The organism is Pseudomonas sp. KH_027 (genome assembly GCF_057838565.1).
Genome location: NZ_CM174470.1, coordinates 4756981 through 4782862, shown reverse-complemented (window position 1 = coordinate 4782862; position 25882 = coordinate 4756981). Strand labels below are relative to the sequence as shown.

The 25882-nt window shown below is 65.5% G+C and carries 22 protein-coding genes and 2 riboswitches; of the genes, 15 read left to right on the top strand and 7 right to left on the bottom strand.

Annotation, left to right across the window (positions count from 1 at the left end; genetic code table 11):
• Positions 1–58: 58 nt before the first annotated feature.
• From AC3IYG_RS22370 to cobG, 3 genes are read right to left on the bottom strand one after another with little or no spacing between them, the layout of a single operon-like run.
• Positions 59–808, bottom strand: a complete 750-nt coding sequence (locus AC3IYG_RS22370; protein ID WP_489311657.1) for a precorrin-2 C(20)-methyltransferase — start codon at positions 806–808, stop codon at positions 59–61.
• Positions 805–1431, bottom strand: coding sequence for a precorrin-8X methylmutase (locus AC3IYG_RS22365; protein WP_489311656.1), 627 nt, complete (start codon positions 1429–1431; stop codon positions 805–807). The genes AC3IYG_RS22370 and AC3IYG_RS22365 overlap by 4 nt, the downstream gene beginning before the upstream one ends.
• Entirely contained in the window at positions 1428–2807 is a 1380-nt protein-coding gene (cobG, locus tag AC3IYG_RS22360; RefSeq protein ID WP_489311655.1) for a precorrin-3B synthase, read from the bottom strand. The genes AC3IYG_RS22365 and cobG overlap by 4 nt, the downstream gene beginning before the upstream one ends.
• Before the next feature lie 187 nt (positions 2808–2994).
• Here cobG and cbiE point away from each other — a divergent pair, with 187 nt between their 5' ends.
• The 8 genes from cbiE (at position 2995) to AC3IYG_RS22320 (ending at position 13877) form a co-directional block, all read left to right on the top strand.
• Positions 2995–4206 (top strand): precorrin-6y C5,15-methyltransferase (decarboxylating) subunit CbiE, encoded by a 1212-nt coding sequence (gene cbiE, locus AC3IYG_RS22355; RefSeq protein WP_489311654.1) that lies wholly within the window; start codon positions 2995–2997, stop codon positions 4204–4206.
• Between the two features lie 2 nt (positions 4207–4208).
• Positions 4209–5306 (top strand): cobalt-precorrin-5B (C(1))-methyltransferase, encoded by a 1098-nt coding sequence (locus tag AC3IYG_RS22350; RefSeq protein WP_489311653.1) that lies wholly within the window; start codon positions 4209–4211, stop codon positions 5304–5306.
• The gene (locus tag AC3IYG_RS22345) at positions 5303–6022 is read left to right on the top strand and encodes a cobalt-precorrin-6A reductase (RefSeq protein WP_489311652.1); all 720 of its coding nucleotides are present in this window, start codon (positions 5303–5305) and stop codon (positions 6020–6022) included. The genes AC3IYG_RS22350 and AC3IYG_RS22345 overlap by 4 nt, the downstream gene beginning before the upstream one ends.
• Before the next feature lie 339 nt (positions 6023–6361).
• Positions 6362–6865 (top strand): sigma-70 family RNA polymerase sigma factor, encoded by a 504-nt coding sequence (locus tag AC3IYG_RS22340; protein WP_489311651.1) that lies wholly within the window; start codon positions 6362–6364, stop codon positions 6863–6865.
• A gap of 10 nt (positions 6866–6875) precedes the next feature.
• Positions 6876–7892, top strand: coding sequence for a FecR domain-containing protein (locus tag AC3IYG_RS22335; RefSeq protein WP_489332144.1), 1017 nt, complete (start codon positions 6876–6878; stop codon positions 7890–7892).
• A gap of 95 nt (positions 7893–7987) precedes the next feature.
• On the top strand, positions 7988–10402 hold the full coding sequence (locus tag AC3IYG_RS22330; protein WP_489311649.1) for a TonB-dependent siderophore receptor: 2415 nt from the start codon (positions 7988–7990) through the stop codon (positions 10400–10402).
• A 95-nt stretch (positions 10403–10497) separates the two neighbouring features.
• Complete coding sequence (locus AC3IYG_RS22325; protein ID WP_489311648.1) at positions 10498–12216, top strand: ABC transporter ATP-binding protein/permease; 1719 nt, start codon at positions 10498–10500, stop codon at positions 12214–12216.
• 83 nt (positions 12217–12299) lie between these two features.
• Positions 12300–13877 carry a sensor domain-containing diguanylate cyclase gene (locus tag AC3IYG_RS22320; protein ID WP_489311647.1) on the top strand — a complete coding sequence of 526 codons (1578 nt, stop codon included), beginning with the start codon at positions 12300–12302 and terminating at the stop codon, positions 13875–13877.
• A 136-nt stretch (positions 13878–14013) separates the two neighbouring features.
• Here the strand turns inward: AC3IYG_RS22320 and AC3IYG_RS22315 are convergent, their stop codons facing one another.
• The 4 genes from AC3IYG_RS22315 to cobW all read right to left on the bottom strand — a co-directional run bounded on the left by AC3IYG_RS22315 (position 14014) and on the right by cobW (position 20691).
• Entirely contained in the window at positions 14014–14649 is a 636-nt protein-coding gene (locus tag AC3IYG_RS22315; RefSeq protein ID WP_489313988.1) for a vWA domain-containing protein, read from the bottom strand.
• A gap of 20 nt (positions 14650–14669) precedes the next feature.
• Positions 14670–15683, bottom strand: coding sequence for a magnesium chelatase ATPase subunit I (locus tag AC3IYG_RS22310; RefSeq protein ID WP_489311646.1), 1014 nt, complete (start codon positions 15681–15683; stop codon positions 14670–14672).
• Between the two features lie 129 nt (positions 15684–15812).
• Positions 15813–19556, bottom strand: a complete 3744-nt coding sequence (cobN, locus tag AC3IYG_RS22305) for a cobaltochelatase subunit CobN (protein ID WP_489311645.1) — start codon at positions 19554–19556, stop codon at positions 15813–15815.
• An 82-nt stretch (positions 19557–19638) separates the two neighbouring features.
• Complete coding sequence (gene cobW, locus AC3IYG_RS22300; RefSeq protein WP_489311644.1) at positions 19639–20691, bottom strand: cobalamin biosynthesis protein CobW; 1053 nt, start codon at positions 20689–20691, stop codon at positions 19639–19641.
• Positions 20692–20812: 121 nt separating this feature from the next.
• Positions 20813–21022, bottom strand: a riboswitch (cobalamin riboswitch).
• 141 nt (positions 21023–21163) lie between these two features.
• Positions 21164–21380, top strand: a riboswitch (cobalamin riboswitch).
• Between the two features lie 110 nt (positions 21381–21490).
• On the opposite strand from cobW, the gene AC3IYG_RS22295 reads away from it, so the two are divergent.
• The 7 genes from AC3IYG_RS22295 (at position 21491) to AC3IYG_RS22265 (ending at position 25787) form a co-directional block, all read left to right on the top strand.
• Positions 21491–21676 carry a CbtB domain-containing protein gene (locus AC3IYG_RS22295; RefSeq protein WP_489311643.1) on the top strand — a complete coding sequence of 62 codons (186 nt, stop codon included), beginning with the start codon at positions 21491–21493 and terminating at the stop codon, positions 21674–21676.
• A 10-nt stretch (positions 21677–21686) separates the two neighbouring features.
• Positions 21687–22394 carry a CbtA family protein gene (locus AC3IYG_RS22290; RefSeq protein WP_489311642.1) on the top strand — a complete coding sequence of 236 codons (708 nt, stop codon included), beginning with the start codon at positions 21687–21689 and terminating at the stop codon, positions 22392–22394.
• 94 nt (positions 22395–22488) lie between these two features.
• On the top strand, positions 22489–22899 hold the full coding sequence (locus AC3IYG_RS22285) for a cobalamin biosynthesis protein (protein ID WP_489311641.1): 411 nt from the start codon (positions 22489–22491) through the stop codon (positions 22897–22899).
• A 29-nt stretch (positions 22900–22928) separates the two neighbouring features.
• Positions 22929–23687, top strand: a complete 759-nt coding sequence (cobM, locus tag AC3IYG_RS22280) for a precorrin-4 C(11)-methyltransferase (RefSeq protein ID WP_489311640.1) — start codon at positions 22929–22931, stop codon at positions 23685–23687.
• 168 nt (positions 23688–23855) lie between these two features.
• Positions 23856–24107 (top strand): BufA2 family periplasmic bufferin-type metallophore, encoded by a 252-nt coding sequence (gene bufA2, locus AC3IYG_RS22275; RefSeq protein WP_489311639.1) that lies wholly within the window; start codon positions 23856–23858, stop codon positions 24105–24107.
• Between the two features lie 58 nt (positions 24108–24165).
• Entirely contained in the window at positions 24166–25011 is an 846-nt protein-coding gene (gene bufB / locus AC3IYG_RS22270; RefSeq protein WP_489311638.1) for an MNIO family bufferin maturase, read from the top strand.
• Complete coding sequence (locus AC3IYG_RS22265) at positions 25002–25787, top strand: HvfC/BufC family peptide modification chaperone (RefSeq protein ID WP_489311637.1); 786 nt, start codon at positions 25002–25004, stop codon at positions 25785–25787. Before bufB ends, AC3IYG_RS22265 begins: the two co-directional genes overlap by 10 nt.
• The last annotated feature ends 95 nt before the right edge of the window (positions 25788–25882 follow it).

Genomic DNA, 25882 nt, shown 5'->3' with positions numbered 1-25882 from the left:
ACGGTTGGCTACCCTCTCCCGTAAACGGACGAGGGGATTGGCCGTGCAGGGTTCAGGATCACGCCTGCCATTTTTCCCCAGGCACGATGATCAGCGAGAAATACGGCGAGGCCATCGGCTCGACCTGATCGAGCGGCACGATGCGCTGGTTTTCCATGGTCGCGCGTTCGACGTACAGCGCCCGTTGCGCCAGGCCGAGTTCTTCCAGCACGGCGCGGACCTTGTCGAAGTTGCGCCCGAGTTTCATCACCACCGCCGCGTCGGTCGCGGCCAGGCGTTGTTTCAGGTCGTCCGCCGGCAGTACCCCGGAGAGCACCGCCAGGCTCTGGTTGCGGTACACCAGCGGAATGCCGAGCACCGCCGCGCCACCGAGCATCGAGCACACGCCCGGCACCACTTCGGCGGCGTAGCGGCTGGCCAGACGGTCGTGCAAATACATGTAGGAGCCATAGAAGAACGGGTCGCCTTCGCAGATCACCGCCACGTCGCGGCCGGCTTCCAGGTGCGTGGCGATCTGTTCGGCGCAGGTGTCATAGAAGTCGCTGATGATGCCTTCGTAGCTCAGCGGCGGCGCGAGCTTCTCGGTGGTCACCGGGTAGACCATCGGCAACGTCTGCTGCTCGCTGCCCACATGCGCGGCGATGATGCCGAAAGCGTTGCCGTGCTGACCCTTGGCGACCTTGGCCTTGGCAACGAAATAGCCGATGACCGGCGCCGCCTGCAATAGACGCAGGGCCTTGAGGGTGATCAGTTCCGGGTCACCGGGGCCTACGCCGATGCCGAGCAGGCGTCCTTTGCCGTTCATCATTCCACCTCCGTGGCCAGGGCGTTGACCGCCGCTGCCGCCATGGCGCTGCCGCCACGCCGACCGCGGACGATGACGTAAGGCACGCCACGGCTGTCGGCGGCGAGCATCTCCTTGGACTCGGCGGCGCCGACGAAGCCCACCGGGAAACCGAGGATCAGCGCCGGTTTCGGTGCGCCGGCGTCGAGCATTTCCAGCAGGTAGAACAGGGCGGTCGGCGCATTGCCGATCACCACCACGCTGCCCTCCAGGTGTTCGCGCCAATGCTCCAGCGCCACCGCCGAGCGGGTGTTGCCGCGCTCGCGGGCCAATTCGACCACGCCTTCGTCATTGAGGGTGCAGATCACCTTGTTGTTGGCTGGCAAGCGTGCGCGGGTCACGCCTTCGGCGACCATCCGCGCATCGCAGAGAATCGGCGCGCCGCTGGCCAGAGCCCGGCGCCCGGCGCTGCCGGCACCCGGCGAGAAGCGCAGGTCCTGGACCACATCGACCATGCCGCAGGCGTGGATAACGCGCACCGCGAGCTTTTCCAGGTCGGCGGGGATGCCCTGCAGGTCGGCTTCGGTGCGGATGATGGAAAAGGAATGGCGGTAGATTTCCTGGCCATCGCGGATGTAATCAATCATCGGTCGGGTTCCATGGGGTCGGGCAGCGCCGCCAGCAGCTCGCCGGCTTCGGTAATGGTCAGGTGGCGCGCCAGCAGGCGGCCAAAGCCGGGCAGTTTAGCGTCGCGTTGGTAAAGGTCATAACGGCCGTCGACGACCGCCAGCAGCGTCAGGGTGCAAGCGTGGGCGGCGGCGCAGGAGCGGGCGCAACCGCTCAGGTGCAGTTCGGGCAACGGCGGGCAACCGGCCAGGCGTGTGGCCAGCGCCAGGGCATCGGCTTTGGTGGCGGCCAGGCCTTTGCCGCAGCCGGCCGAGCCCGTGCAGGCGATGAGGCGCGCCAGTGGTTCGCGGGGATCAGTTAGCAGCCCGAGAGCGGTCAATGCGTGCAGCAGTTGCGCGGCATCGGCCTCGCGGATAGTCGGCAGTAGCAGGCTTTGCCAGGGCGTCAGGCGCAGGCTGGCATCGCCGAACTGTTGCGCCAGCCGCGCCACTTGCGCCAGTTGTGGCGCGAGCAGGCGACCGAGTGCCGGGGCTGCGCCGACCTGCACCAGGCCGTCTTGCCGTTGTTTGCGCACACCTAAATGCGCCCAGGCCTCGGCAGCAGGACGGCGCCATTGCAGAAGGGCGTCGTCCTGCTGCAGGGGGAAATCCAGCCGGTTTTGCAGTTGCTGAACGAACGCCGCTGCTGGCAGTTGCGCGAGCACGTCGCGCATGCGGCCCTGCTGCGGGCTGGCCAGTTCGAGGAACAGTTCCAGGCAGGCCAGCACCAAGGCCGGCACCTGCTCAGGCGTCACCGCCGCGAGGGCCGAGTCGCCGCTGCCAAGTTGCGGCGGGCAGCCCGCGAGACCGAAGGCGAAACGGATCTGCTCGCCGCTGTTTACCGCACTGAGCCACAGGTCATGCGGGTGTTCGAGCATCGCCAGGCGTTCGCCGCCATCCAGCAGCAGGGCGAACTTGGCGGACAGGCGATGCAGCGACGGGGTGTTCTGCAAGGTGGCCAGCAGTTGCTCGGCCAAGGGGCTGACGTCCAGCAGCGCAGCCGGGTCGATGCCGGCGGCCGGGCTGACCATCAGGTTGCGGACATCGTCGGCGCCGGGATGAGTCGGGCCAAGATCGGCCGCCAGCAAGGCGGCGATCAACGCCTGTTCCGCGCCAGCGCGTACGCCACGGATCTGCAGATTGGCGCGGTTGGTGGCCTCTATAACGCCGCTGCCGTGCAGCTCGGCCGCTGTTGCAATCGCCAGAGCCTGGCTCGCCAGCAGACGCCCGGCCGGCAGCTTGATCCGGCAGATGCCGCCATCGCGTGCCTGCACGATGCGCAGCAGGCCAGGGCACGCCGAGGGACGTGGCACGCTGGGTTCTTGTTGTGGCTGTGGCTGTTGGCCGGGATCGTTCAAAAGGTCACCTGTTCGCCTTGTCTGGCCTTGGCTCGCGAGAGCGCTTGCATCACTGTGGGCACCGACGAACGCGCTATTATGCCTACTTTGTCCGGCCCCAGGAAAAGCCTCCTCGTCGGCGGCTGGCGGGTTTCCCATGCCGCCTCGCCGACGCGCAGCAGATCATGAATAGGTTTAGGAGTGGTGAATGTCGCCTTGGCTGACAGTGGTGGGGATCGGGGAAGACGGTTACAGCGGGCTGGGTAAAACCGCGCGCCGGGCGCTGTTGGACGCCAGGTTGATCGTCGGCGGCCCGCGGCAGCTCGACCTGCTGCCGGTGTGCCTGCGTGGCCAACGTCAGGCCTGGCCGAGTCCCTTCGCCCTCACGCCCGTACTGCAAGCCCGCGGCACGCCGGTCTGCGTATTGGCCAGTGGCGATCCGATGTTGTTCGGCGTTGGCGCCAGCCTGGCGCGGCAGTTGCCGGCCGAGGAGTTGCGCGTGTTGCCGGCGCCGTCGTCGTTTTCCCTGGCGGCTGCACGGCTCGGCTGGCCCTTGCAGGATGTCGTCTGCCTGTCGGTGGTCGGTCGGCCGCTGGCGGCGCTGCAGGTGCAGATTCACCCCGGCGCGCGTTTGCTGGTGCTGAGCAATGATGGCAGCAGCCCGGCCGCCATCGCCGCTTTGCTGGTCGAGCGCGGCTTTGGCGCCAGCCGTTTGCGCGTGCTCGAACACCTCGGCGGCCCACTGGAGCGTTGCATCGATGGCCGCGCCGAAGGCTGGAGCCTGAGTGCGGTCGCAGCGCTGAATGTGCTGGCGATCGATTGTCTGGCGAGTCCCGAGGCGCGTCTGCTGCCCTTGACCTCCGGCCTGGCGGACAGCGCCTTCGCCCATGACGGCCAACTGACCAAGCGCGATGTGCGCGCCATCACTCTGGCGCGCCTGGCACCCAAGCCGGGTGAGTTGCTGTGGGATGTTGGCGCGGGTTGCGGCTCCATCGGTATCGAGTGGATGCGTGCCCATCCCAGTTGTCGCGCCATCGCTATCGAGGCCAATGCCGGGCGCCAGGCCCTGATCGCGCAGAACCGCGAAGCCCTCGGCGTGCCGGCACTGCAATTGATCGCCGGCAGCGCGCCCGAAGCCTTGCAGGGTTTGCCTGGGCCCGATGCGATCTTTATCGGCGGCGGCGTCACCGTGCCCGGTGTGCTGGAGCAGTGCTGGGCGCAGCTGCGTCCTGGCGGGCGGCTGGTGGCCAATGCCGTAACGCTGCAAAGCGAGGCGACGCTGGTGGCCTGGCGTGCAACCCATGGCGGTGAGCTGACGCGTATCAGCGTCGCCCAGGCGCAACCCCTGGGCGATTTCGATACCTGGCGAGCGGCATTGCCTATTACTCTTCTGGATGCCATCAAGCCCACGGTTTCCTGAGCATGCGTGACGAAACCCCCGAACAGCCAGCGCCTCTGCGCAGCGGCTACACCACCGGCAGTTGCGCCACGGCCACCAGCCTGGCCGCCGCACGGCTGTTGCTCGGTGGCGCGGCCAGCGATGCGGTGGAAATCGTCCTGCCCAAAGGCCAGCAGGTGTTGATGCGTTTGGAGTTCTGCCGGCTGTTCGACGATGGCGCCGAAGCCGGCACCCTCAAGGACGCCGGCGATGACCCGGATGTGACCCACGGCGCGCTGGTGTTCGCCCGCGTGCGGCTGAGCGCCGAGCCCGGTGTGCGTTTTCATGCCGGCCCGGGGGTCGGCACCGTGACCAAGCCCGGTTTGACCCTGCCCGTGGGCGCGCCGGCGATCAACCCGGTGCCACGGCAGATGATGACCCAGCACCTCACGCAATTAGCCGACGAATACCGCTATGGCGGCGGCTTCGAGGTGGCGATCGGGGTCGAGGACGGCGAAGCGCTGGCGCTGAAAACCATGAACCCACGGCTGGGCATTCTTGGCGGGCTGTCGATTCTCGGCACCAGTGGCATCGTCCGGCCGTTCTCCTGCGCGGCCTATATCGCCTCGATCCACCAGGGCATCGACGTCGCGCGCGCCAACGGTTTCCAGCACCTGGCGGCCTGCACCGGCAATGCCAGCGAAGAGCGCATGCGCCAGCACTATGGGCTGGCGGATACCGCCTTGATCGAGATGGGCGACTTTGTCGGCGCGGTGCTCAAGCATCTGCGCAAGGCCCCGGTGGACAAGCTGAGCATCTGCGGCGGCTTCGGCAAGATCAGCAAGCTCGCCGCCGGGCACATGGACCTGCACAGCCGCCACTCCAGCATCGACCTGCCGCAACTGGCCGGCTGGGCCGCTGAGATCGGCGCCTCCAGCGCATTGCAGCAAGCCATGCTGGGCGCCAACACCAGCCAGCAGGCCTTGGCCCTGGCCAGCGCCGCCGGGGTAAAACTCGGCGACGCGGTGTGCGCTCACGCCCTGGCATTCGCCCGCAAGACAGTCCCGCCGCAGGTGGCGCTGGAAGTGTTCGCCATCGACCGCGAGGGCCGGCTCGTGGGCACGGCGATCGAGCGCCCATGAGCCGTATCCTTCTGCTCGGCGGCATTACCGAGGCCCTGGCCATCGCCCGCCGGCTCGGCCCCCAACATGTCTACAGCCTGGCCGGCCTGGGCCGGGTGCCGGATGACCTGAGCTGCCAGGTGCGGGTCGGTGGTTTTGGCGGGGCCGAGGGTTTGGCCGCCTTTCTCGTCGAGGCCGGCATCGGCCTGTTGGTGGATGCCACCCATCCCTACGCCGCGCAGATCAGCGCCAACGCCGCTGCCGCTGCACAATTGGCCGGCGTTCCCTGTTGGGCATTGCGCCGCCCCGGCTGGCAGGCGCAAGCCGGCGACGACTGGCGGGAAGTGGCGGACTGGACCGAACTGATCGCCGCCCTGCAGGCGTTCCAGCGCCCGCTGTTCACCCTCGGCCGCGAACCGCTGGAGCACTTGCACGAGATTCCCGAGTCGCAGCACTGGACCGTGCGCTGCCTGCAATCCTTGCCCGGCAACGAGCGGGCCGAAGTGATCGGCGCCCGCGGCCCGTTCAATCTGGCAGGCGAACGCGAACTCTTCGCCCGGTTGCGCAGCGATGTGCTGATCAGCAAGAACAGCGGCAGCCAGTCCACCGAACCCAAGCTGCAAGTGGCGCGGGAGCTGGGCCTGCCGGTGCTGGTGCTGCGCCGACCGCCGCTACCGGCGGTGGATCGCGAGTTCGCCGACCCGCAGAGCTTGCTCAGCGCGCTGCTACCCGCCTAGATCCGTCGCAAAGCTGTGTCGTAGAGCCGTTAGAGCCGAGCGCTCATCCACTTACTGGGTTCCCGCTTGCGCGGGAATGACGAGTTTGGCGGGGAGATTTGCTTTTATGCCGTCATCCTCGCGAATGCGGGGAGCCCCGGACACAGCGAGCAACGCAGCGGGTCGTCTGCCCAGTCAGTGCAGATGGGTGCGATCAAGCCACTCATCGTGGGCGGATTGCCACTTTTATGGCAAGATGATAATTATTATCAAATGCAACCCAAGGGCTGCTGCGAATGAGCATCGCCCATGCTGGGTGAGTGTGTAGTCTTGCCATGAAGGCGCAGGGTGTAATCGATCGTGATCAAGCAGGGAGTCGTACAGGCCGAGATAGCCAGCCTTTATTGCGATCATCATCCGTGGTTGAAAAGCTGGTTGAGAAAACGCCTGGGCTGCACTGAAACGGCAGCCGATCTGGCGCAGGATACCTTCTTGCGCATCCTCGCTTCCCGGCATGTTCCCGAGCTGCGCGAGCCCAGAGCCTTTCTGACCACCGTGGCCAAAGGGTTGATGATCAACTGGTGTCGGCGCCAGTCTTTGGAGCGCGCCTACCTGCAAGCCCTGGCGACGCTGCCGCCGGCCGAGGCGCCCGGGCCGGAACAGGGCCTGATGATGCTGCAAACGCTGCATGAAATCGACGACATGCTGTGCAACCTGCCGCCCTTGGTGCGTCGCACGTTTTTGCTGGCGCAGCTCGATGGACTGAAATACGAAGAGATCGCCCGGCAGTTGAATGTGTCGCTGGGCTCGGTCAAACGCTATATGCAACAGGCTTTCCGTCACTGTCTGGTTTTTCTTGAATAGGCCCGCCGTTATGGATGCAGATTCGCGCGCGGGCACAGCCGAAGCAGTGCCCCCCCAATCGACAGCCCCAATTGCCGCCCCGCTGCTCGATCAGGCGGCCGGCTGGTTGGTGCGCCTGAGCGATGACCAGGTCAGTGCCGAGGACCGCGCCGCCTGGGCCGCCTGGTGCCAACAAAGCCCCGAGCATGAGCGTGCCTGGGCGCGAGCCGAGTTGTTGTTGCAGAGGCTGGGTGGCTTACCGCCGCAGTTGGCGATGTCGGTGCTCGACCGCCCGCTGGACAAGGACCGACGGGTCTTTATCAAACAGTTGGCGGTGTTGCTGGGGGCATTGCCGGTGGGGCTGTCGGTGTGGAAACTCAGCCCGTGGCAGGAATGGACGGCCGATCTGCACACCGCGCCCGGCGAGTGGCGCGAGCTGGAATTGACCGATGGCAGCCAGTTGATGCTCAACACCGCGACCTCGGTAAACCTGCGCTTCGACGCGACGCACCGTCTGCTTAACGTGCTGGCGGGGGAAATCCAGGTCGTCACCGCGCCGGACCCCATGGCGGTGGCGCGCCCTTTCGTGGTGTCCACCCCGCAAGGTGCCATCCGTGCTTTAGGTACCCGCTTCAGCGTGCGCAGCGATGCCCGGCTGACGCAGGTCGCGTTGCAGGAAGGGGCGCTGGAGCTGACCTGCAACCAGGCCGGCGCCGACGGCGCGACCGCCACGCGCCTGCTACGTGCCGGGGAGCAAGCCTCGTTCACGGCCACGGCCATCTCACAACCTGCGTCCCTGGCCCCAGGGGCCACGGCCTGGACGCGCGGCATGCTGCTGGCCGACAACCTGCCGTTGGCCGAACTGCTGGCGGAAATGGCCCGTTACCAGCGCGGTGTATTGCGCTGCGATCCCGTCGTGGCGGGCCTGCGGGTCTCCGGTGCCTTCCCGGTGCGCGAGACGGCGCGCTGCTTGCGCATGTTGCAAGGCACCTATCCCGTCAGCGTCAGCTCGGTCACGCGGTTCTGGATCAGCGTGGGTCCGGCTTAGAAAGAACAAAAAATATCGTCGAGGGTGAGACCTTTTTCCATTTCGTCTGGCAGGTGATGAAACCCCTCACTTGCCTCGACAAAGGACTATCACCCATGCACCCAACCACGGCCTCGCGCGCCCTTAACCCACGTCTTACGCGGGCCATCAGCCGCGCACTGTTGTCCGCCACGCTTTTGGGCGGCGCCGGCCTGGCCTTGCCCGGTCATGCCGAGCAGAACAGCGACATCCAGGTTGCACGGGACTACGCGATCGCCCCTGGCCCGCTTGGCCGTGCGTTATCGAGCATTGCCCTGGATGCCGGTATCTCGCTGTCTTTCGACCCGGCCTTGACCGAAGGTCTCAGTAGCCCGGGGCTCAAGGGCCGCTTCAGCGCCCTGGCCGGCCTGCAGAAGCTGCTCAGTGGTAGCGCGCTCGAGCTGGTGCCTCACGATGATGGCAGCTATTCGTTGCGCAAGGTTTCGGCCGCCGAACTGCCGGCGACCAACGTCTCCGCGGACTCCGAATTCGCTGCTGGCACCTACGGCGGCGAGCAGATAGCCCGCGCCGGGCGGCTCGGCATCCTCGGCGAACGGGAAATCATCGATGTGCCGTTTTCGGTCGCGGCGTTCACCGATACCTTTGTCAAAGACATTCAGGCCCGCTCGGTCGCGGAAGTGCTGAAGTACAGCGTGGGTGTGACGACCGCCCAGAATGGCGACAACTCCCAGGCCGATATCCTGTATTTCCGTGGCTTCAAATCATCCACCGGCGAGGGCGCGTTCGACGGGTTGCCGGGGTTGATGAACCGGCAGGTGCCGCTCGAGCCTTTTGCCCGCATCGAAGCCCAGCTCGGCTCGAGCGCTTTCCTCAACGGCCGGCCGGGCAATGTCGGCGGCACCTTGAACATGATTCCCAAGCGCGCCGAGGCCGAACCGTTGACGCGCATGGGGCTGGAGTATGTGTCCGACAGCATATTCGGCAGCACGGCCGATATCGGCCGCCGTTTTGGCGAGGACAATGCCTTCGGTGCACGGATCAACCTGGCCTACCAGGATGGCGAAACCTCCGTCGAGCCCTCGGCCCGCCGCAGCGACACCGGCAGCCTGGGCCTGGACTACCAGGGTGAGACGGTGCGCCTGTATCTCGACTACATCGGTAACGAACGCGCCCAGCAGACCGGCAGCGCCCAGGGTATCAGCCTGGCCAACGGTGTACCGATCCCCGATGCGCCGGATGCCAGCAAGCTTTTCACCCAGCCGTGGGGGCGCTACACGCGTGACTACAATCTGCTGGTCGGCCGTGCCGAATGGGATTTTGCCGAGGACTGGACGCTGTCGGTGGCCCATGGTCGTGCCCGTGATGAGGAGCGCCAGTTGTCCTACTCCGAGACCCTGACCAATGCCAACGGCGCGCTCAGTATCGGCAATGTCGGCTACAGCCATGCGAAGTGGCAGTACGAGTCCTCCGAGGTATTGCTGCGCACCCGCTTCGATACCGCCGGCATCGGCCATCGTCTGACCTTTGGCGGCAATCAATATGGTTCGCAGGGCTGGAGCGCCTTCACCAGTACTCCGGTGAGTATCATTTCCAACCTCTACGAGCCGGTCGAAGCGCCGAAAACCCCTGGGCAGTACTTGCCCTTGCCGCCGCACAAGACCAGCGAGACCACCACCACCGGCTATTTCGTCAGTGATGAAATCAGCCTGTTCGATGATCGCCTGCTGTTGCTGCTGGGGGCCCGTAATACGGATATCGAAACGGTGGCCTACAACGGCTACAGCGGTGTTCGCAGCAGTCGCTATGCCGATGATGCCTGGACGCCAGCCTATGGCGTGGTGTTCAAGGCGCTGCCGTGGCTGTCGCTGTATGCCAACAAGGTCGAAGCGTTGGAGGAAGGCGCGATTGCCCCCAATACCGCGCTGAACAGGGGCGAGTTGTTCCCGCCGACCAAGGCTAAGCAGAAGGAAATCGGCGCCAAAGCCGATTTTGGCCGCTACGGCCTGGCGCTGGCCCTGTATGAAATCGAGCGCGCCAGCCTGTTTACCGACCCGGTCACCCGATACTACGTAATGGACGGTCTGCAGAAAAACCGTGGCGTGGAGCTGAGCGTTTACGGCGAGGTGCTCGCCGGCTTGCGGGTTTACAGCGGGGTAAGCAAGGTTGATGCGGTGACGGAGCGCACCTCCACCACGGCCAATAATGGCAACACGGCACGCGGTATTCCGGAATACAGCTTCACGGCTAGCCTCGACTGGGATGTGCCGGGTGTGCCTGGCCTGGCCGTGCAGACGGGTCTGGTGCGTACTGGCGAGCAGTCCTATGACGCCAACAACCAGCGCGTCTTGCAGGCCTGGACGCGTTACGACGCCGGCATGCGTTACAGCACCCGCCTGGCCGGGCATGCCACCACGCTGCGGCTGAACGTGGAAAACCTCACGGACAAGGACTATTGGGCCTCGGCCGACCGTGGCACGTTGTACCTCGGCGCGCCGCGTACCGTGGCGGTCTCGGCTTCAGTGGACTTCTAGGCCGCCGGCCACTCGCGTCAAATCCCCGTCCAGGCACGCGGCCAACCGCGTGCCACCTGCTGCCTACCGGGCAGTGCCGTTACGAAGTCGTTGCGATGCATACCCTGAAAACCTTTTTCCGTCTCGTCGCGCCGTTCTGGCGCAGCCGTCAGCAATGGCGGGCCTGGCTGCTGCTGGGTTGCGTAATCGCCATGGGCTTGTTGATCGTGCGCATCAACGTGCTGCTCAATGAGTGGAGCAAGACCTTTTACGACGCCCTCGGCGAGTACAGGACCGACGCGTTATACGCCCTGCTGAGCGAATACGCGCTCTACCTCGGCCTGTTCGTGCTGGTCATGGTCTACAAGGACTGGTTGCGCAAGGCCTTGATCCTGCACTGGCGCCAGGCCATGACCATGGCGCTGATCGAACAATGGCTGGGCGGCCAGGCTTTCTACCGGCTGGGGTTCAACGCGGAACCGGATAACCCGGATCAGCGCATCGCCGAGGATGTCGACCTGCTGGTGAATCACAGCGTTGATCTGCTGGTGTCCTTCATCATCAACCTGGCCCAAGGCAGTGCGTTCGCCATGATTCTGTGGCAATTGTCGGGCGTACAACGCGTTGAGATTGCTGGCCTGCGGCTGAGCATCGAGGGCTGGCTGGTCTGGGTCGCGGTGGGCTACACGCTGCTCTGTTGCGCCATCACCCATATGATCGGGCGACCCTTGAAGCAGCTGAATTATCGCCAGCAACAATGCGAAGCTGACTTTCGCGCCAGCCTGCTGCGCAAACGCGAGCATGCCGAACAAATTGCCTTGTACCGTGGCGAGGCCGTGGAGGCGCGTCAGCTCGACCAACGCTTTCGTGCCATTGCCGGGAACTGGCGGGCGCTGATGGATCGGGAACGCACCCTGGGCTTCTTCACCAACGGCTACAACCGCTTCAACCTGATGATTCCGATTTTCGCCGCTCTGCCGGCTTTTCTGGCCAAGACCATCACGCTCGGTGGTCTGATGCAGATTCGCAGCGCGTTCGGGGCGGTACAGGGCTCGATCAGTTGGTTCATTTTCGCCTACCGCCAACTCGCCGAGTGGAGTGCCACGGTGCAGCGCCTGGATCAGTTCCAGCGCGCCATCGAGGCCAGCCGTGAACAGGTTCGCGAGCCGATTGGCCTGGGGCCCGAACTGGTGCTGCAGGACCTGCGCGTGCTACGCCCGGATGGCAGCCCATTGCTGGCGCCCCTGAATGTGCGCGTGCGTCCCGGCGTTTGGTTGCGGCTCGCGGGGCGCAGTGGGCTGGGCAAATCCACCCTGCTCAGGACCCTGCACGGTTTATGGCCCTTCTACCAGGGCACCTGGCAGTTGCCTCGGGGGCGCAGCTTGCTGCTGCCACAACAGCCCTACCTGGCGAGCGCGCCGCTGGCGCAGCTGCTGGCCTATCCCGACACGCGAATACCGCCGGACAGCGAGCTGATCGCCGTACTCGAACGGGTCGGCCTGGGTCATTGCCGCGATCAGTTGCAGCGTGACGCCGAGTGGAGCCGCGAGCTGTCCGGCGGCGAGCAACAGCGCCTGAGCCTGGCACGCGCGTTGCTTTATCGCCCGGATACGCTCTACCTGGATGAAGCCACCAACCAGCTTGACGAGGCCAGCGCGGGCACCCTTTTACGCCAGTTACGCGATGACCTGCCCGCAACGACGGTGATTGCGATCAGCCACCAGCCGCTCGTGCAAGGGTTGTTCGAGCATATAATGACTCTTCGGTCAGTCCGTGATGTGCCCGACCAGGCCGGTGACCTTGTCGAAAGCTATGCTGGCGGGGTTGGCGGATGAGTTTCGTGCGCGGCACAGCGGTGAAGAACACCAGACCTGGCTTGTGCGCCAACAGCTGAAAAGGATTAAAGCCAAGGTGGTCTATGAGCGATTCAGTGCAGTCCAGGGTTGCCAGCGTGCACCTCCACAGTCATTTCATCGGGCTCCTGGTCTGCCTGCTCATCAGCATCGGCGTGGGGGTGTTCTATTGGATGCCCCATGACGCCGCTCGGCATTTCTGGGGCGGGTTGGCGATGGCTCTTCAGGGGCTCTTGCTCTGCGTGCTGTATGCCTCCTCGCGCTTTCAGCAGCGCAAGGCCCAGCGCATTGTCGAGGAGCTGACGGCGCGCAAGGAACATATCAAAGCCCTGAACCGAAGAACTCAGAAGCTGCTCGATGCCGCCACGCAGTTTGCCGTGATCGCCAGCGATCCCGAGGGCCGGATTACCTTGTTCAGTGCCGGGGCGGAGAAGCTATTCGGCTTCAGCCAGGCGCAAATGCTTGGCCGCCGTATCGTCGAATGCCTGCACGTGCGAGAAGAAATCGACCAGCGGCGCCGTGCTGAGCAGAGTCCCGACTATGCGCAACTGAGTGATGAAGCGTTCATCGAGCGGCTGTCCAGCGACCTCGAAGGCACGGGCAAAGCCATGGAGTGGATGTACCGGCGCCAGGACGGCAGCGTCTTCGTTGGCGAACTGAGGCAGGGCGCGACCTTCGATGACAACGGAGAGCTGGTCGAGCACCTGGGGATCATCATCGACGTCAGTGAGTACGCGGCGCTGCTGGAGACCATCAAGGAAAACAAGGCGTTCCTGCAACGGCTGACCCAGCGCATCCCCAACATGCTCTACCAGTACCACCTGAAATCGCTTGGCCAAGGTCATTTCGCCTACTGCAGCGCCAGCGTACGCGGGCTTTTCGAGCTTGAGCCGGAGGAGGTCATCGGCACCAGCTATGCCAATAGCCCGTTGTTCAAACGGGTGCACGCCGAGGACCTGGAAACCATCCGGGCGGTTACCGTCGAGTCGATGAAGGTGGGCGACCCGTGGAGTTGCGACTTCCGCGTGTTCCTGCCGGAAAAGGGTGTGCGCTGGCTGCGTGGCGAGTCCTATGCGGAAAGGCAGCCTGACGACTCCTTTGTCTGGTATGGCTCGTTCATCGATATCACCGAGCTGAAAGACCGCGAGGAAGCACTGAGGCAGCAGGCCATCACCGACGAGCTGACCGGTATCTACAACCGCCGCTATTTCATCAGCAACCTGGACCGCCTGGTTGTGTTGGCCCAGCGTTACGGCATCGACTTTTCGCTGATCATGCTCGATCTGGACCATTTCAAGGCCATCAATGATCGCTGGGGGCACGAGGTGGGCGATACGGTCCTCAAAGAGGCCTGCCGTAGCATCGGCCCGCGCCTGCGCAACAGCGACATGTTCTGCCGCATTGGTGGCGAGGAGCTGGTTATTCTCTGCCCGCATACCAATGTTCAGAGTGCACTGAGTCTGGCTGCCACCCTGTGCCAGACGCTGGCCAACCACGACATCCCGATAGCCGGCCCGGTGACCGCGAGCTTTGGCGTAGCCGCCTGGCAGCAAGGGCAGCAAGGCGAGGATCTGCTGCGTCAGGTGGATAATGCGACCTATAGCGCCAAGCAAGCTGGCCGCAACCGCGTCGAGCTGGCCTGACCGCTCGCACGTTGATGGGCTGGCCGGCGCCAGCCAGCGCTGCCCTTCGGGTTGGCGGCGTCGATTGGTCCGCGGTTGAGCAAGGTTTTAGCCGCCTGGCGGTGTGACTTCGGCATCTCGCGGGCGTTGCGCGGGGTTACAGATCCTCGATCGCGCAGTACTGTGCGCCCAACTCCTGAGCCAAGCGCCGGGCCCGGCCCAGGCGCAGCGGCCCGCTTTCGATATCCACCAAGAACGCCGGACACTCTGCCGGCAACAGGGTTGGCCAATCCTTCAAGCGCCCGTCGGTGAGGATCAGCAGGCGTTGCTGTTCGGCCGGTTTTTGCCGTTGGCGCCGTTCCAGCCAGACCGCGGCCTGTTGCAGGGCCTCGAGCAGCGGGGTGCCGCCGCCGGCGCTGAGCTGGGCCAGCCAGTTGTGCAGGGCAGGGGAGGCTTTCTGGCCTTGCCAGTGCCAGTGCGGCCGTTGACCGGTGGCGTGCAGCACGGCGAGACGGCTGCGTTGGCGGTAGGCCTGCTCGAACAGCGTGGCGAGCAGACCTTTGGCCTGGGCCAGGGCGCCGTGGCGGCGGGTGGAGGCGGAGGCGTCGACTATTACCAGCCAGAGCTCGCCGGGCCGGCGGCTGCGTGGTCGCCGTTGCAGGTCTGCTTGGCGTCGTGGGCGGCCGCGTAGCAGGGTGGCGAGCCAGTCGATCGCGCCCGTTTCGCCGTGTCGGGAGGCGCCGTGGCGGCCTGCGTCGAGACGGCCGGGTCGGGGTCGGGCATCCGCGCCAATGACCTGTCGCGGGCGGATGCTCAGGGCTTTTTTGGCCAGCGCGGCAGCGCGCGCTGTGCCCCCATCGGGATCGGTTGCGCGGGCAGTTCGCCCCATTGGCCTTCGCCGCCGCTGTGCCCCGACTGCGGGTTGGTGGCGGGTGGCGATTGTGGTGATTGTGGCGGTTGGGCCGCGGGTGGCGGCGTGTGGTGGCGGCGGTGCAGCAGGGCGAAATGCTCCACCGCGTCGATGTCCTCGGCGCCTATCGCCTCGACGCCACGCCAGGCGGCATGGGCCCGGGCAGCGCGCAGCCAGACCAGGTCGGCGCGCAGGCCGTCGACCCCGGCGGCAAAGCAGCGTTGGGCGATTTCATCCAGGCTGGCGTCGTCCAGGGCGATCCGCGTCAGCCGCTCGCGGGCATTTACGCAGCGTTGTTGCAGGGCGCTCTGCGGCTCGGCCCAGCGGTGCAGGAAGGCCTGCGGGTCGGCGTCGAAGGCCAGCCGGCGGCGGACGATTTCGGCGCGTTCGGCCGGTTGCGGTTGGGCGCCGAGCACCACGTTGAGGCCGAAGCGATCCAGCAGTTGCGGGCGCAACTCGCCTTCTTCCGGGTTCATGGTGCCGATCAGCACGAAGCGCGCTTGGTGGTTATGCGAGATGCCGTCGCGTTCGATGTGGTTGACCCCGCTGGCGGCGACGTCCAGCAGCAGGTCGACCAGGTGGTCCGGCAGCAGATTGACCTCGTCGACGTAGAGCACACCGCCATCGGCCTTGGCCAGCAGGCCGGGGCAGAACTGCGCACGACCCTCACTCAGGGCCGCGTCCAGGTCGAGGGTGCCGACGATGCGCTCTTCGCTGGCGCCCAGCGGCAGGGTGACGAAATGCCCACCGGGCAGCAGCTCGGCCACCCCGCGGGCCAGGGTCGATTTGGCCATGCCGCGCGGCCCCTCGATCAACACCCCGCCAATCGCCGGGTCGATGGCCGCCAGGCACAGCGCCAGCTTCAGCTCATCGGCGGCGACTACGGCGGCCAGCGGGAATTGTGGAGTGTTGGTCATGCTCGGCCTTCCAGAATGGTCAAGAAATCAAAAGGATGTGGTGCCGGTTTGTTGTAGGAGCGGGCCATGCCCGCGAATGAGCCAAAGGTAAAGCATCGCGGGCATGGCCCGCTCCTACGAAGAGCTGCATCAGCTTTCCTCACTGTCGATCAGCAGATTCTCCAGTGCCTCGCGATACTCGCCCGGTTCCTGCCAGAGCCCGCGTTGCTGGGCTTCCAGCAGGCGTTCGGTGATGTCGCGCAGGGCACCGGGGTTGTGGTGCTGGATGAAGTCGCGGGTGTCGGCGTCCAGCAGGTAGGCGTCGGTCAGCAGTTGGTACTGATGATCGTCGATCAGTTCGCTGGTGGCGTCGAAGGCGCACAGGTAATCCACGGTGGCGGCCAGTTCGAAGGCGCCCTTGTAGCCGTGGCGTTTCATCCCGGCGATCCATTTCGGGTTGGCCGCGCGGGCGCGCACCACCCGGTTGAGTTCTTCCTTGAGGGTGCGGATGCGCGGGTTGTCAGGCTGGCTGTGGTCGCCGTGGTAGCTGGCGACCTTGGCGCCGCGCAGGGTTTCCACCGCCGCCAGCATGCCACCCTGGAACTGGTAATAGTCGTTGGAGTCGAGGATGTCGTGCTCGCGGTTGTCCTGGTTGTGCAGCACCGCCTGCAGGCGCTCCAGGCGCTGGACGAACTGCTCGCGGGCCGGCGTGCCGCTGTCGGTGGCGCCATAGGCGTAGCTGCCCCAGTTCAGGTAAACCTCGGCCAGGTCGGCGCGGGTCTGCCACAGGCGTTCCTCGATGGCGTTCTGCACCCCGGCGCCATAGGCTCCCGGTTTGGAGCCGAACACCCGCCAGCCGGCCTGGCGCCTGGCTTCGCTTGCGTCCAGACCTTCGGCTTGCAGGCGCTGGCGTTCGACCCGCACGCGGGCGGCCAGCGGGTTCATGTCCTCGGGTTCATCCAGCTCGGCCACCGCCTGCACGGCGGCGTCGAACAGGCGGATCAGGTTGCTGAAGGCATCGCGGAAAAAGCCCGAAACCCGCAGGGTCACGTCCACCCGCGGGCGGTCGAGCAGCGACAGCGGCAGGATCTCGAAGTCCTCGACCCGCTGGCTGCCGGCCTGCCACACCGGGCGCACGCCGAGCAGGGCCATGGCCTGGGCCATGTCGTCGCCGCCGGTGCGCATGGTGGCCGTGCCCCACACCGACAGGCCGAGCTGGCGCAAGTGGTCGCCGTTATCCTGCAGGTGGCGCTCCAGCAGCAGGCTGGCGGACTGGAAGCCGATGCGCCAGGCGGTCGGTGTCGGCAGGTTGCGCACGTCTACCGAATAGAAATTGCGCCCGGTCGGCAGTACGTCCAGCCGCCCGCGACTCGGTGCGCCGCTGGGGCCGGCGGGCACGAAGGCGCCGCGCAAGGCGGTCAGCAGCCCGGCGATTTCCGCCGGGCCGCAGGCGTCGAGTGTCGGTGCGACCTGGTTGCGCAACGCATCGAGCACCGGCGCGGTCTCGTTGCCGACTTCCAGCGCAGTACCGAGCAAGGTCGCCTCGATCAGGTGCAGCGCATACAGCTCCAGGCGCTCGCGGGTGTCGCCCTGGGTGCGCCAGGCCTCGTCGCTCAGCCCCTGTAACTGCGCCGGGCGCGGGCCGCTCCAGGGGGTGGCCATCTCGCAGTTGAGCGGGTTGAAACCCAGTTGCAGGTCTTTGGCCAGGGCGCGCAGCAGGCTGGCATTGGCACCGCGGCCATCGCCCCTAGGGATGCGCAGCAACGCCAGCAGGGTATCCAGGCGCAGGCGCCCGCTCGGTGACTCTCCGAAGATATGCAGGCCATCGCGGATCTGCGATTCCTTCAGGTCGCACAGATAGGCGTCCAGTTGTGGCAGCCAGGAGTTCGGGTCTTCGTTGATCTGCAAGTGCAGTTCGCGGTCGAGCTGGGTGGCGCGCACCAGGGTGAGGATTTCTCCGCGCAACTCGCTGGCGCGGCGCTCATCGAGCAGCGAGGCGTCGTAATACTCGTCGGCCAGACGTTCGATATCGCGTAGCGGGCCGTAGCTTTCGGCGCGGGTCAGCGGCGGCATCAGGTGGTCGATGATCACCGCCTGGGTGCGGCGCTTGGCCTGGGCACCTTCGCCGGGGTCGTTGACGATAAAGGGGTAGACGTTGGGCAGCGGCCCGAGGATCGCATCCGGCCAGCAGGTTTCCGAGAGGCCGACGCTTTTGCCCGGCAGCCATTCGAGGTTGCCGTGCTTGCCGACATGCACCACGGCGTTGGCGCCGAAGGAGCCGCGCAGCCAGAAGTAGAACGCCAGGTAGCCGTGCGGCGGCACCAGGTCGGGGTCGTGGTACACGGCGCTGGCATCCAGCTGGTAGCCGCGCGCCGGTTGGATGCCGACGAAGGTCAGGCCAAAACGCAGGCCGGCGACCATCATCCGCCCGCCGCGAAACATCGGGTCTTGCTCAGGCTCACCCCAGCGTTCGCGCACTGCCTGCTGATTGGCGGCGGGCAGGCGGGCGAACTGTCGCTGGTAGTCGTCCAGCGCCAGGCTCTGGTGGCAGGGCCGCAGGTCGAGGTTGTCGAAATCGTTGGTGACGCCGCCGAGCAACTGCTGGATCAGCGCGGTGCTGCTGGCGGGCAGGTCCTGCACCGGGTAACCCTCGACCTGTAGGGCGCGGAGGATATTCAGCGCCGCGGCAGGCGTGTCGAGGCCGACACCATTGCCGATACGGCCGTCGCGGGTCGGGTAGTTGGCCAGCACCAGGGCGATGCGCTTGTCCGCACTCGGCAGGCGCGCCAGCTCGATCCAGCGGCGCGCCAGTTCGGCGACGAAGTCCATCCGTCCGGGTTCGGCCTGGTAGCAGACCACGTCGCTCTGGCTGCGCTCGCTGCGCCAGGCCAGGCCCTTGAAGCTGATCGGCCGGGTGATGATCCGCCCGTCCAGCTCGGGCAGGGCGATGTGCATGGCCAGGTCGCGGGAACCCAGGCCCTGCGGGTTGGCTTGCCAGAGCGGCAGGTTGTCCAGCGCGCAGATGGCTTGCAGCACCGGCACGTTGCGGCGGAACGGGCGCAGGTTCGGTGCCTCGGGGTTGGACTGGGCGAAGCCGGTGGTGTTGATGATCAGGCTCGCGTCGGCTTGATCAAGCAGCGCTTCGACCACGGCCAGGCAGGCACTTTCTTTCAGGCTGGCGACGGCAATCGGCAGAGGATTCAGGCCCTGTGCGCTAAGGCGCTGGCAGAATTCGTCGATAAACGCGGTATTCGCCGACTGCACATGGGTGCGGTAGAACAGCAGGCCGACCACCGGCTGCCCGGTCAGCCAATCCGCCTGCCAATGGCGCAGCCCGGCGTTGGCCTGGCGCGGGTGATAAACGCCCACGCGCGGCAGCGGCTGCGGTTCGATCCAGCGGTAGTGGCCGTCCAGCCAGGTGCTGGCCAGGTAGTGATAGAGCTGCCGGGCGTTGTCCACCCCGCCTTGGCGCAGGTACTGCCAGAGGCGTTCAGCCTGCTCGGCGCTGACATTGCCCAACGCCGTCAGCTCCGGGTCGGGGCTGTCGTCGCCCGGCACCAGAATCAACTGCGCGCCGCGTTCCGCGAGCTCGACCAGGCGTTCGATGCCGTAGCGCCAATAGCTGAGGCCGCCGTGTACGGAAATCAGAATGACCTTGGCATGCTGCAGCACTTCCTCGACGTAGAGGTCGACCGAGGCATGGTTCTGCAACTGTGCCGGGCTGGCCAGCCGCAGGCTCGGGTAGTTAGCCGGTAGATCGCGCGCCGCCTCGGCCAGCAGCGACAGGTGCGAGTCGCCGGTGCAGAGGATCACGACATCGGCGGGGGTCTGCGCCAGATGGGCGATGCCGTCGGCGGGGACGAAACCGCCGGGCTGGGTGCGCAACAGGTGCATGGCTAAGGGGACTCGGCGGCTTTGCATCCCTCGCCCGCTTGCGGGAGAGGGGGCGAAAGCAAGAGCGATAGCGTGTTTGGCTTCATGCCAACGCCGTACGCAGCTCGTTGCGGATAACCGCCTGGTCCAGCTCCTGGCCGATGATCACCAGGTGGCTGACGCGGCTTTCGTCGCTGCGCCAGGCACGGTCGAAGTGTTTGTCGAAGCGTTTGCCCACGCCTTGGATCAAGAGGCGCATCGGCTTGCCGGGAATCGCCGCGAAGCCCTTGATGCGCAGCACGCCGTGGCGCGCCACCAGGCCATTGAGGACGGTCAGCAGCAGGGCTTCCTCGACTTCCGGCAGTTCGACGGAAAAGGAGTCGAACTCGTCGTGGTCGTGCTCTTCGTGGTCTTCCAGATCGTGGTGGGTCTTACGGGCGTCGATGTGCAGCTCGGTTTCCGAATTCAGGCCCAGCAGCACCGCGATCGGCAGCTCGCCGCTGCGGGCTTCGATGATTTTCACCGCGGGTGGCAGCTCCTCGGCGACTTCGGCGCGCACCGCGGCCAGGGCTTCGGGGCTGAGCAGGTCGGCCTTGTTGAGGATCACCAGATCGGCGCTGGCCAGTTGGTCGGCGAACAGTTCGTGCAGCGGCGACTCGTGGTCCAGGTTCGGGTCTTCGCGACGCTGGGCGTCGACCTGGTCGGGGAAGGCGGCGAAGGTGCCGGCGGCCACGGCCGGGCTGTCGACCACGGTGATCACCGCGTCGACGGTGCAGGCATTGCGGATTTCCGGCCAGTTGAAGGCTTGCACCAGCGGCTTGGGCAGGGCCAGGCCGGAGGTTTCGATGAGGATCTGGTCGAGGTCGCCACGGCGTGCCACCAGCTCGCGCATGACCGGGAAGAATTCTTCCTGCACGGTGCAGCACAGGCAGCCGTTGGCCAGCTCATAGACACGGCCGACGGCTTCTTCTTCGCTGCAGCCGATGGTGCATTGCTTGAGGATTTCGCCGTCGATGCCGAGTTCGCCGAACTCGTTGACGATCACCGCGATGCGTCGCCCTTCGGCATTGTTGAGCATGTGCCGGAGCAGGGTGGTTTTGCCGGCGCCGAGAAAGCCGGTAACGATGGTGACGGGGAGTTTGGCCAAGCTTTTCATGCGTCGCAGCCCTGTTCGGATCGAAGCGAAATCGGATCGGCGGGCATGCGTGACGAGCCTGGTGCACCCGAGAGTCGGGCCCGCATCAGCAATTCGCCACCGGATCACCCCGCCCGGTTGTCGTACACAGCAGTTCGAGGCAGGTCTCCTGGCTCGCGACTTGGCCCCGCGCCCTAATCAGGGGCCCCTCTCTTCGCCTTCCCGCGTACGGCAGTGGCATTGGAAGAGATCAAGTCGCTTACAGTTGCGGGGGCAGCCATGGCATTTGTCCATGTTCCCTCTTAGCTCTGACGCGTATTCAGCGCAGAGAACCTCGAAGCGGCAAGGCTACGCAGTGCTTGGAGTCGGGTCAAATCAGCTGGTGAACGGTGTTCGCTGCGGCCCTCTCCCCCGGCCCTCTCCCATAAATGGGAGAGGATAGCCGATTGCGCCCTGTGCGCCGAAGTTGACGCTCGGCAGCGTTCCGTGATGTCCTAGAAGGGCTGTTTCAGGTGTCTTGCGCGGTCGTGCGCAAGGTGAAACGGGAAGTCGGTGCGCCCCTGCGGCTAGTCCGACGCTGCCCCCGCAACGGTAAGCGAATGATGGGATCGTACAGCCACTGTGCCGCGAGGTATGGGAAGGCGAGTCCCATGGCACTGTGAATCACAGTCGTCGCAAGCCCGGAGACCGGCCTGAATCATTACAGTTTGGCAAACCCGCGGTGGGCGGGCGCAAGCCGGAAGTCTGAATGCGCCCGCATTTCGGCTCCTCGTGCGTTCCCTTCTGCTAGGTTTTCACTTCCAGTACAGAGGGAACGATCATGTCCACAAGCACCCTGACACATTCTGCCGAGGCCAGCGCCTCGCTCTCGCAACGCCTGGTTCTGGCCATCGGTGCCGGTCTGTTGGGTGCGTTGCTGGTGTATTTCGCCGGCTTTTCGCATATCGAGGCGGTGCATAACGCTGCCCACGATACCCGTCACAGCGCCGCGTTCCCGTGCCACTGAGAGGTTTGCCATGATCAAGCGCATCGCGCAGACGGCCGGCTTCAGCGGGCTGCTGGCAGCACTTTTACTGACCCTGTTGCAGAGCTTCTGGGTCGCCCCGCTGATTCTGACCGCGGAAACCTTCGAAAACAGTGCACCGGCCACCGAACAGGTCGCCGAGCATGCGCATGCGGCCGGCGTTGCCGCTCATGAACACAGCGCCGAGGCCTGGGCGCCGGAAGATGGCTGGCAGCGTGTGCTGTCCACCACCGGTGGCAATCTGGTGGTCGCGGTCGGCTTCGCGCTGATGCTGGCGGGCTTGTACAGCCTGCGTACGCCGGGTCGCACCTGGGAAGGCCTGCTCTGGGGCCTGGGTGGTTTCGCCACGTTCAGCCTGGCGCCGTCGCTGGGCTTGCCGCCGGAATTGCCGGGCACTGCCGCCGCCGATCTGGCGCTGCGCCAGTATTGGTGGATCGGCACGGCCACGGCCACGGCTGTGGGCCTGGCGCTGATCGCGTTCGGGCGGCATTGGCCGTTGCGTATCGTCGGCCTGGCAGTGCTGCTGGTGCCGCATCTGATCGGCGCGCCGCAGCCCGAGGTGCATGCGAGCCTGGCGCCGCAAGCGCTGGAGCATCAGTTCATCTGGGCCTCGCTGATTACCAATGCACTGTTCTGGGTGGCATTGGGGTTGCTCTCGGCCTGGCTGTATCGCCGCTTCGCTGGTTCCAGCGCGGCGTGAGTCACCGCTCCGGCCCTCGGCCGGTGGTTTGCGAACCCGCTGGCGGCGCTGCCGTCAGCGGGTTTTTCGTTGCTCAAGCCTCGGCGTCGCGACCATGAGCAAGGCCCCGCTGTATATTGCCGGCCTCGGCTGTCGGCGTGGTTGCGCGCAAGCCGAACTGCTTGAACTGTTGCAGCAGACGCTGCAGGCCCATGGCCTGCAACTGGCGGATGTCAGCGGGCTGGCCAGCATCGAGCAGAAACGCAACGAGCCCGGCTTGCTGGCTTTGGCGCAAAGCCTGGGGGTGTCACTGGCGTTTTTCTCTGCCGCGCAGCTGGCGGCATTCGACAGCCGCCTGACGCAGCCTTCTGCCATCGCCTTGCGCGTCACCGGCAGCGCCGGGGTGGCCGAAGCCTGTGCGCTGGCGCAGGCGGAGAGGGTCGGCGGAGGCCCGGCCGAACTGTCGATCAGCAAACACAGCAGCGCCAGCGCCAGCGTTGCGTTGGCCTGCGTTCGTCGCGCATAAGTGTTCACTAAGCGATTCAGGAGAGACCCATGACGGTCTATTTTATCGGCGCCGGCCCCGGCGACCCTGAGCTGATCACGGTCAAGGGGCAACGCTTGATCCGCTCCTGCCCGGTGATCCTCTACGCCGGCTCGCTGGTGCCCGAGGCCGTGCTCGACGGTCATCGTGCCGAGTTGCTGGTCAATACCGCCGAACTGCATCTGGAAGAAATCATCGCCCTGATCGAGGCGGCCCATAAGCGTGGCCAGGACGTTGCCCGCGTGCATTCCGGTGACCCGTCGCTGTATGGCGCCATCGGCGAGCAGATTCGTCTGCTGCGGCGGCTGCAGATCCCGTTCGAGATCGTTCCAGGCGTCACGGCCACCGCGGCCTGTGCGGCGCTGCTGGAAAGCGAGCTGACGTTGCCGGGCATCTCGCAAACCCTGATTCTCACCCGCTATGCGAGCAGAACCGTGATGCCTGCCGGTGAACAGCTGCCGGACCTGGCGCGCCATGGCGCCACCATGGCCATTCACCTGGGTATCAGCCACTTGCCCAAGATAGTCGCCGAACTGCTACCGCACTACGGCGCCGACTGCCCGGTGGCGGTGGTGCACCGCGCTAGCTGGCCGGATCAGGATTGGGTCAGCGGCACCCTGGCCGACATCCAGCCCAAGGTGCAGGCCAAGGGCTTCCAGCGCACGGCGTTGATCCTGGTCGGGCGGGTGCTGGCGGCCGAGGATTTCGCCGACTCCAACCTCTATCGCGCAGGTCATGAGCACCTGTATCGGCCGGCGGACAAAGGCTGATCCAGGCGCGGCGCGCGCAGAGGCGCATTGGGTCGGGCGGCTGCGGGATAAATAAATACTATTTTTTTTGCCCGGCTGTAACGTCAGAAACTGTCCTCACTCTATCTTTATGTCGGGACCCAATAAGCCGTCCACGGCAGACCACCCCACACTATCGAGGAAGACCACATGACCATCAAAACCGCTGCAGCTGGCGCCGCGCTCGCTCTCGCCGCTGCTGGACTGTTCGCGACCATCTCGACTCAGGCTTTCGCCGAAGAAGCCATGGTTCACTGTTATGGCGTGACCTCCTGCAAAGGCCAGAACGATTGCAAGACCGCCTCCAACGCCTGCAAAGGCCAGGGCTCCTGCAAAGGTCAAGGTTTCAAATCCTTGACCCTCGCCGAGTGCAACAATGCCGGCGGTAAAGTCGGCCCGTAAGTGCGCTTGGGGTGGCCGTTTTGCGGCCACCCCGGCCCTTTTGGTGAAGGAGTTCGGCATGTCTTCAGCTATCCCCTGTCTTGGCTATGGCCTGGGGTTGCGCAGCGACTACTACAGCGAAATTCTCGAGCAGCGCCCGGCAGTGGACTGGTTCGAGATCGTCTCGGAAAATTACCTGGTCGAGGGCGGCAAGGCGCTGTATTACCTGGACGCCATCGCCGAGCACTACCCGCTGGTGATGCACGGCGTTTCGCTGTCCATCGGTGGCCCGCATCCGCTCGATCAAGACTACCTGCAGCGCCTGAAACAGCTTGCCGCGCGGGTCGAACCGGCCTGGATCTCCGATCATCTGTGCTGGAGCCGCGGTAACGCCCATCAGTTGCACGATCTGCTGCCGCTGCCCTACACCGAAGAAAGCCTGCAGCATGTGGCTGCCCGTGTGCGCCAGGTGCAGGATGTGCTGGAGCGGCCGCTGGTGTTGGAAAATGTCTCCAGTTACGTGCGCACCGCGAATTCGGATTTCAGTGAATGGCAGTTCCTCGCGGCCCTCAGCGAACTGAGCGGCTGCGAGCTGTTGCTGGACGTCAACAATGTCTACGTCAGTGCGCGCAACCACGGCTTCGAGCCCTGGGACTTCATCAGCGCGTTGCCGGTCGCACGGATTCGCCAGTTGCATCTGGCCGGGCACAGCGATTACGGCAGTTACCTGATCGACACCCACGATCAGCCGGTCAGCGATCCGGTCTGGGAGCTTTACCAGCGCACCTTGCGGCACCTCGGCCCGGTCGCCACGCTGCTGGAGCGCGACGATAACTTCCCACCCCTGGGCGTACTGCTCGATGAACTGAACCAGGCTCGCGCTTATGCGGCTGTGGCACTCGGCACGGAGGCCGCATGCGCCTGAACGACTGGCAACTGGAGGTCGAAGCTTACCTGTTGGGCGCGCAACCGCTACCCGGCGCGGCATTGCGCGAAAGCCTGCTGGGCAGTCCGACGCTGCCTGTCGAGCAAGGCCTGGCGATCTATCACAATGCCTACCGCGCACGCCTGCAGGAGGCCTTGCGTGGCGATTATCCCGCCGTGCACCACTGGCTGGGCGACGACGAGTTCGCGGCGTTGATGAATGCCTATGTGCAGGCTCATCCGTCGCGGCACTACAGCCTGCGCTGGCTGGGCGCGCGCTTGGCGGATTTTATCGAAGGCTACCTGGTCGCCGCGCAAAGCGCGCCGCTGGCGGAGTTGGCGCGCCTGGAGTGGGCGTTCACCCTGGCTTTCGATGCGCCCGATGCACCACTGCTGACGCTGCAAGACATGGCCGCGCTGCCGGCCGAAGACTGGCCCGGTTTGCAGGTGCGGCTGCTGCCCAACGTGCAATGGCAGGCCTGCCGCTACAACAGCCTGGCGCTCTGGCAGGCGGTGAAGGCGAGCGCCGAGTTTCCGGCCAGTGCTGTGCTGGCGCAGCCCGAGGTCTGCCTGATCTGGCGCCAGGGCCTGGTCAGCCGCTATCGCAGCCTGGGTACTGCCGAGGCCTCGGCGTTGGCCGGCATGAGTCAGCACGGCTGGAGTTTCGCCGAGCTATGCGGCGAGCTCAGCGCGCAGGGCGACGCCGCACCGGTGCAGGCGGCAACCTGGCTCAAGCAGTGGCTGAGCGACGGGCTGCTGCAACGGCAGTGCTCATAGACAAAATCTGTTGTGCCTATAGCCAGGTTGTTGAACCGGCCGCTGGGCCTGGGAGTCATTTGAACTACGCTTGCACTAATGAGTGTAAACGGGGG

Bases quoted from the DNA above. Each gene is read 5' to 3' on its own strand.
- AC3IYG_RS22370 (WP_489311657.1), bottom strand. From the start codon at position 808: ATGATGAACGGCAAAGGACGCCTGCTCGGCATCGGCGTAGGCCCCGGT.
- AC3IYG_RS22365 (WP_489311656.1), bottom strand. From the start codon at position 1,431: ATGATTGATTACATCCGCGATGGCCAGGAAATCTACCGCCATTCCTTT.
- cbiE (WP_489311654.1), top strand. From the start codon at position 2,995: ATGTCGCCTTGGCTGACAGTGGTGGGGATCGGGGAAGACGGTTACAGC.
- AC3IYG_RS22350 (WP_489311653.1), top strand. From the start codon at position 4,209: ATGCGTGACGAAACCCCCGAACAGCCAGCGCCTCTGCGCAGCGGCTAC.
- AC3IYG_RS22345 (WP_489311652.1), top strand. From the start codon at position 5,303: ATGAGCCGTATCCTTCTGCTCGGCGGCATTACCGAGGCCCTGGCCATC.
- AC3IYG_RS22335 (WP_489332144.1), top strand. From the start codon at position 6,876: ATGGATGCAGATTCGCGCGCGGGCACAGCCGAAGCAGTGCCCCCCCAA.
- AC3IYG_RS22330 (WP_489311649.1), top strand. From the start codon at position 7,988: ATGCACCCAACCACGGCCTCGCGCGCCCTTAACCCACGTCTTACGCGG.
- AC3IYG_RS22325 (WP_489311648.1), top strand. From the start codon at position 10,498: ATGCATACCCTGAAAACCTTTTTCCGTCTCGTCGCGCCGTTCTGGCGC.
- AC3IYG_RS22320 (WP_489311647.1), top strand. From the start codon at position 12,300: ATGAGCGATTCAGTGCAGTCCAGGGTTGCCAGCGTGCACCTCCACAGT.
- AC3IYG_RS22310 (WP_489311646.1), bottom strand. From the start codon at position 15,683: ATGACCAACACTCCACAATTCCCGCTGGCCGCCGTAGTCGCCGCCGAT.
- cobN (WP_489311645.1), bottom strand. From the start codon at position 19,556: ATGCACCTGTTGCGCACCCAGCCCGGCGGTTTCGTCCCCGCCGACGGC.
- cobW (WP_489311644.1), bottom strand. From the start codon at position 20,691: ATGAAAAGCTTGGCCAAACTCCCCGTCACCATCGTTACCGGCTTTCTC.
- AC3IYG_RS22295 (WP_489311643.1), top strand. From the start codon at position 21,491: ATGTCCACAAGCACCCTGACACATTCTGCCGAGGCCAGCGCCTCGCTC.
- AC3IYG_RS22290 (WP_489311642.1), top strand. From the start codon at position 21,687: ATGATCAAGCGCATCGCGCAGACGGCCGGCTTCAGCGGGCTGCTGGCA.
- AC3IYG_RS22285 (WP_489311641.1), top strand. From the start codon at position 22,489: ATGAGCAAGGCCCCGCTGTATATTGCCGGCCTCGGCTGTCGGCGTGGT.
- cobM (WP_489311640.1), top strand. From the start codon at position 22,929: ATGACGGTCTATTTTATCGGCGCCGGCCCCGGCGACCCTGAGCTGATC.
- bufA2 (WP_489311639.1), top strand. From the start codon at position 23,856: ATGACCATCAAAACCGCTGCAGCTGGCGCCGCGCTCGCTCTCGCCGCT.
- bufB (WP_489311638.1), top strand. From the start codon at position 24,166: ATGTCTTCAGCTATCCCCTGTCTTGGCTATGGCCTGGGGTTGCGCAGC.
- AC3IYG_RS22265 (WP_489311637.1), top strand. From the start codon at position 25,002: ATGCGCCTGAACGACTGGCAACTGGAGGTCGAAGCTTACCTGTTGGGC.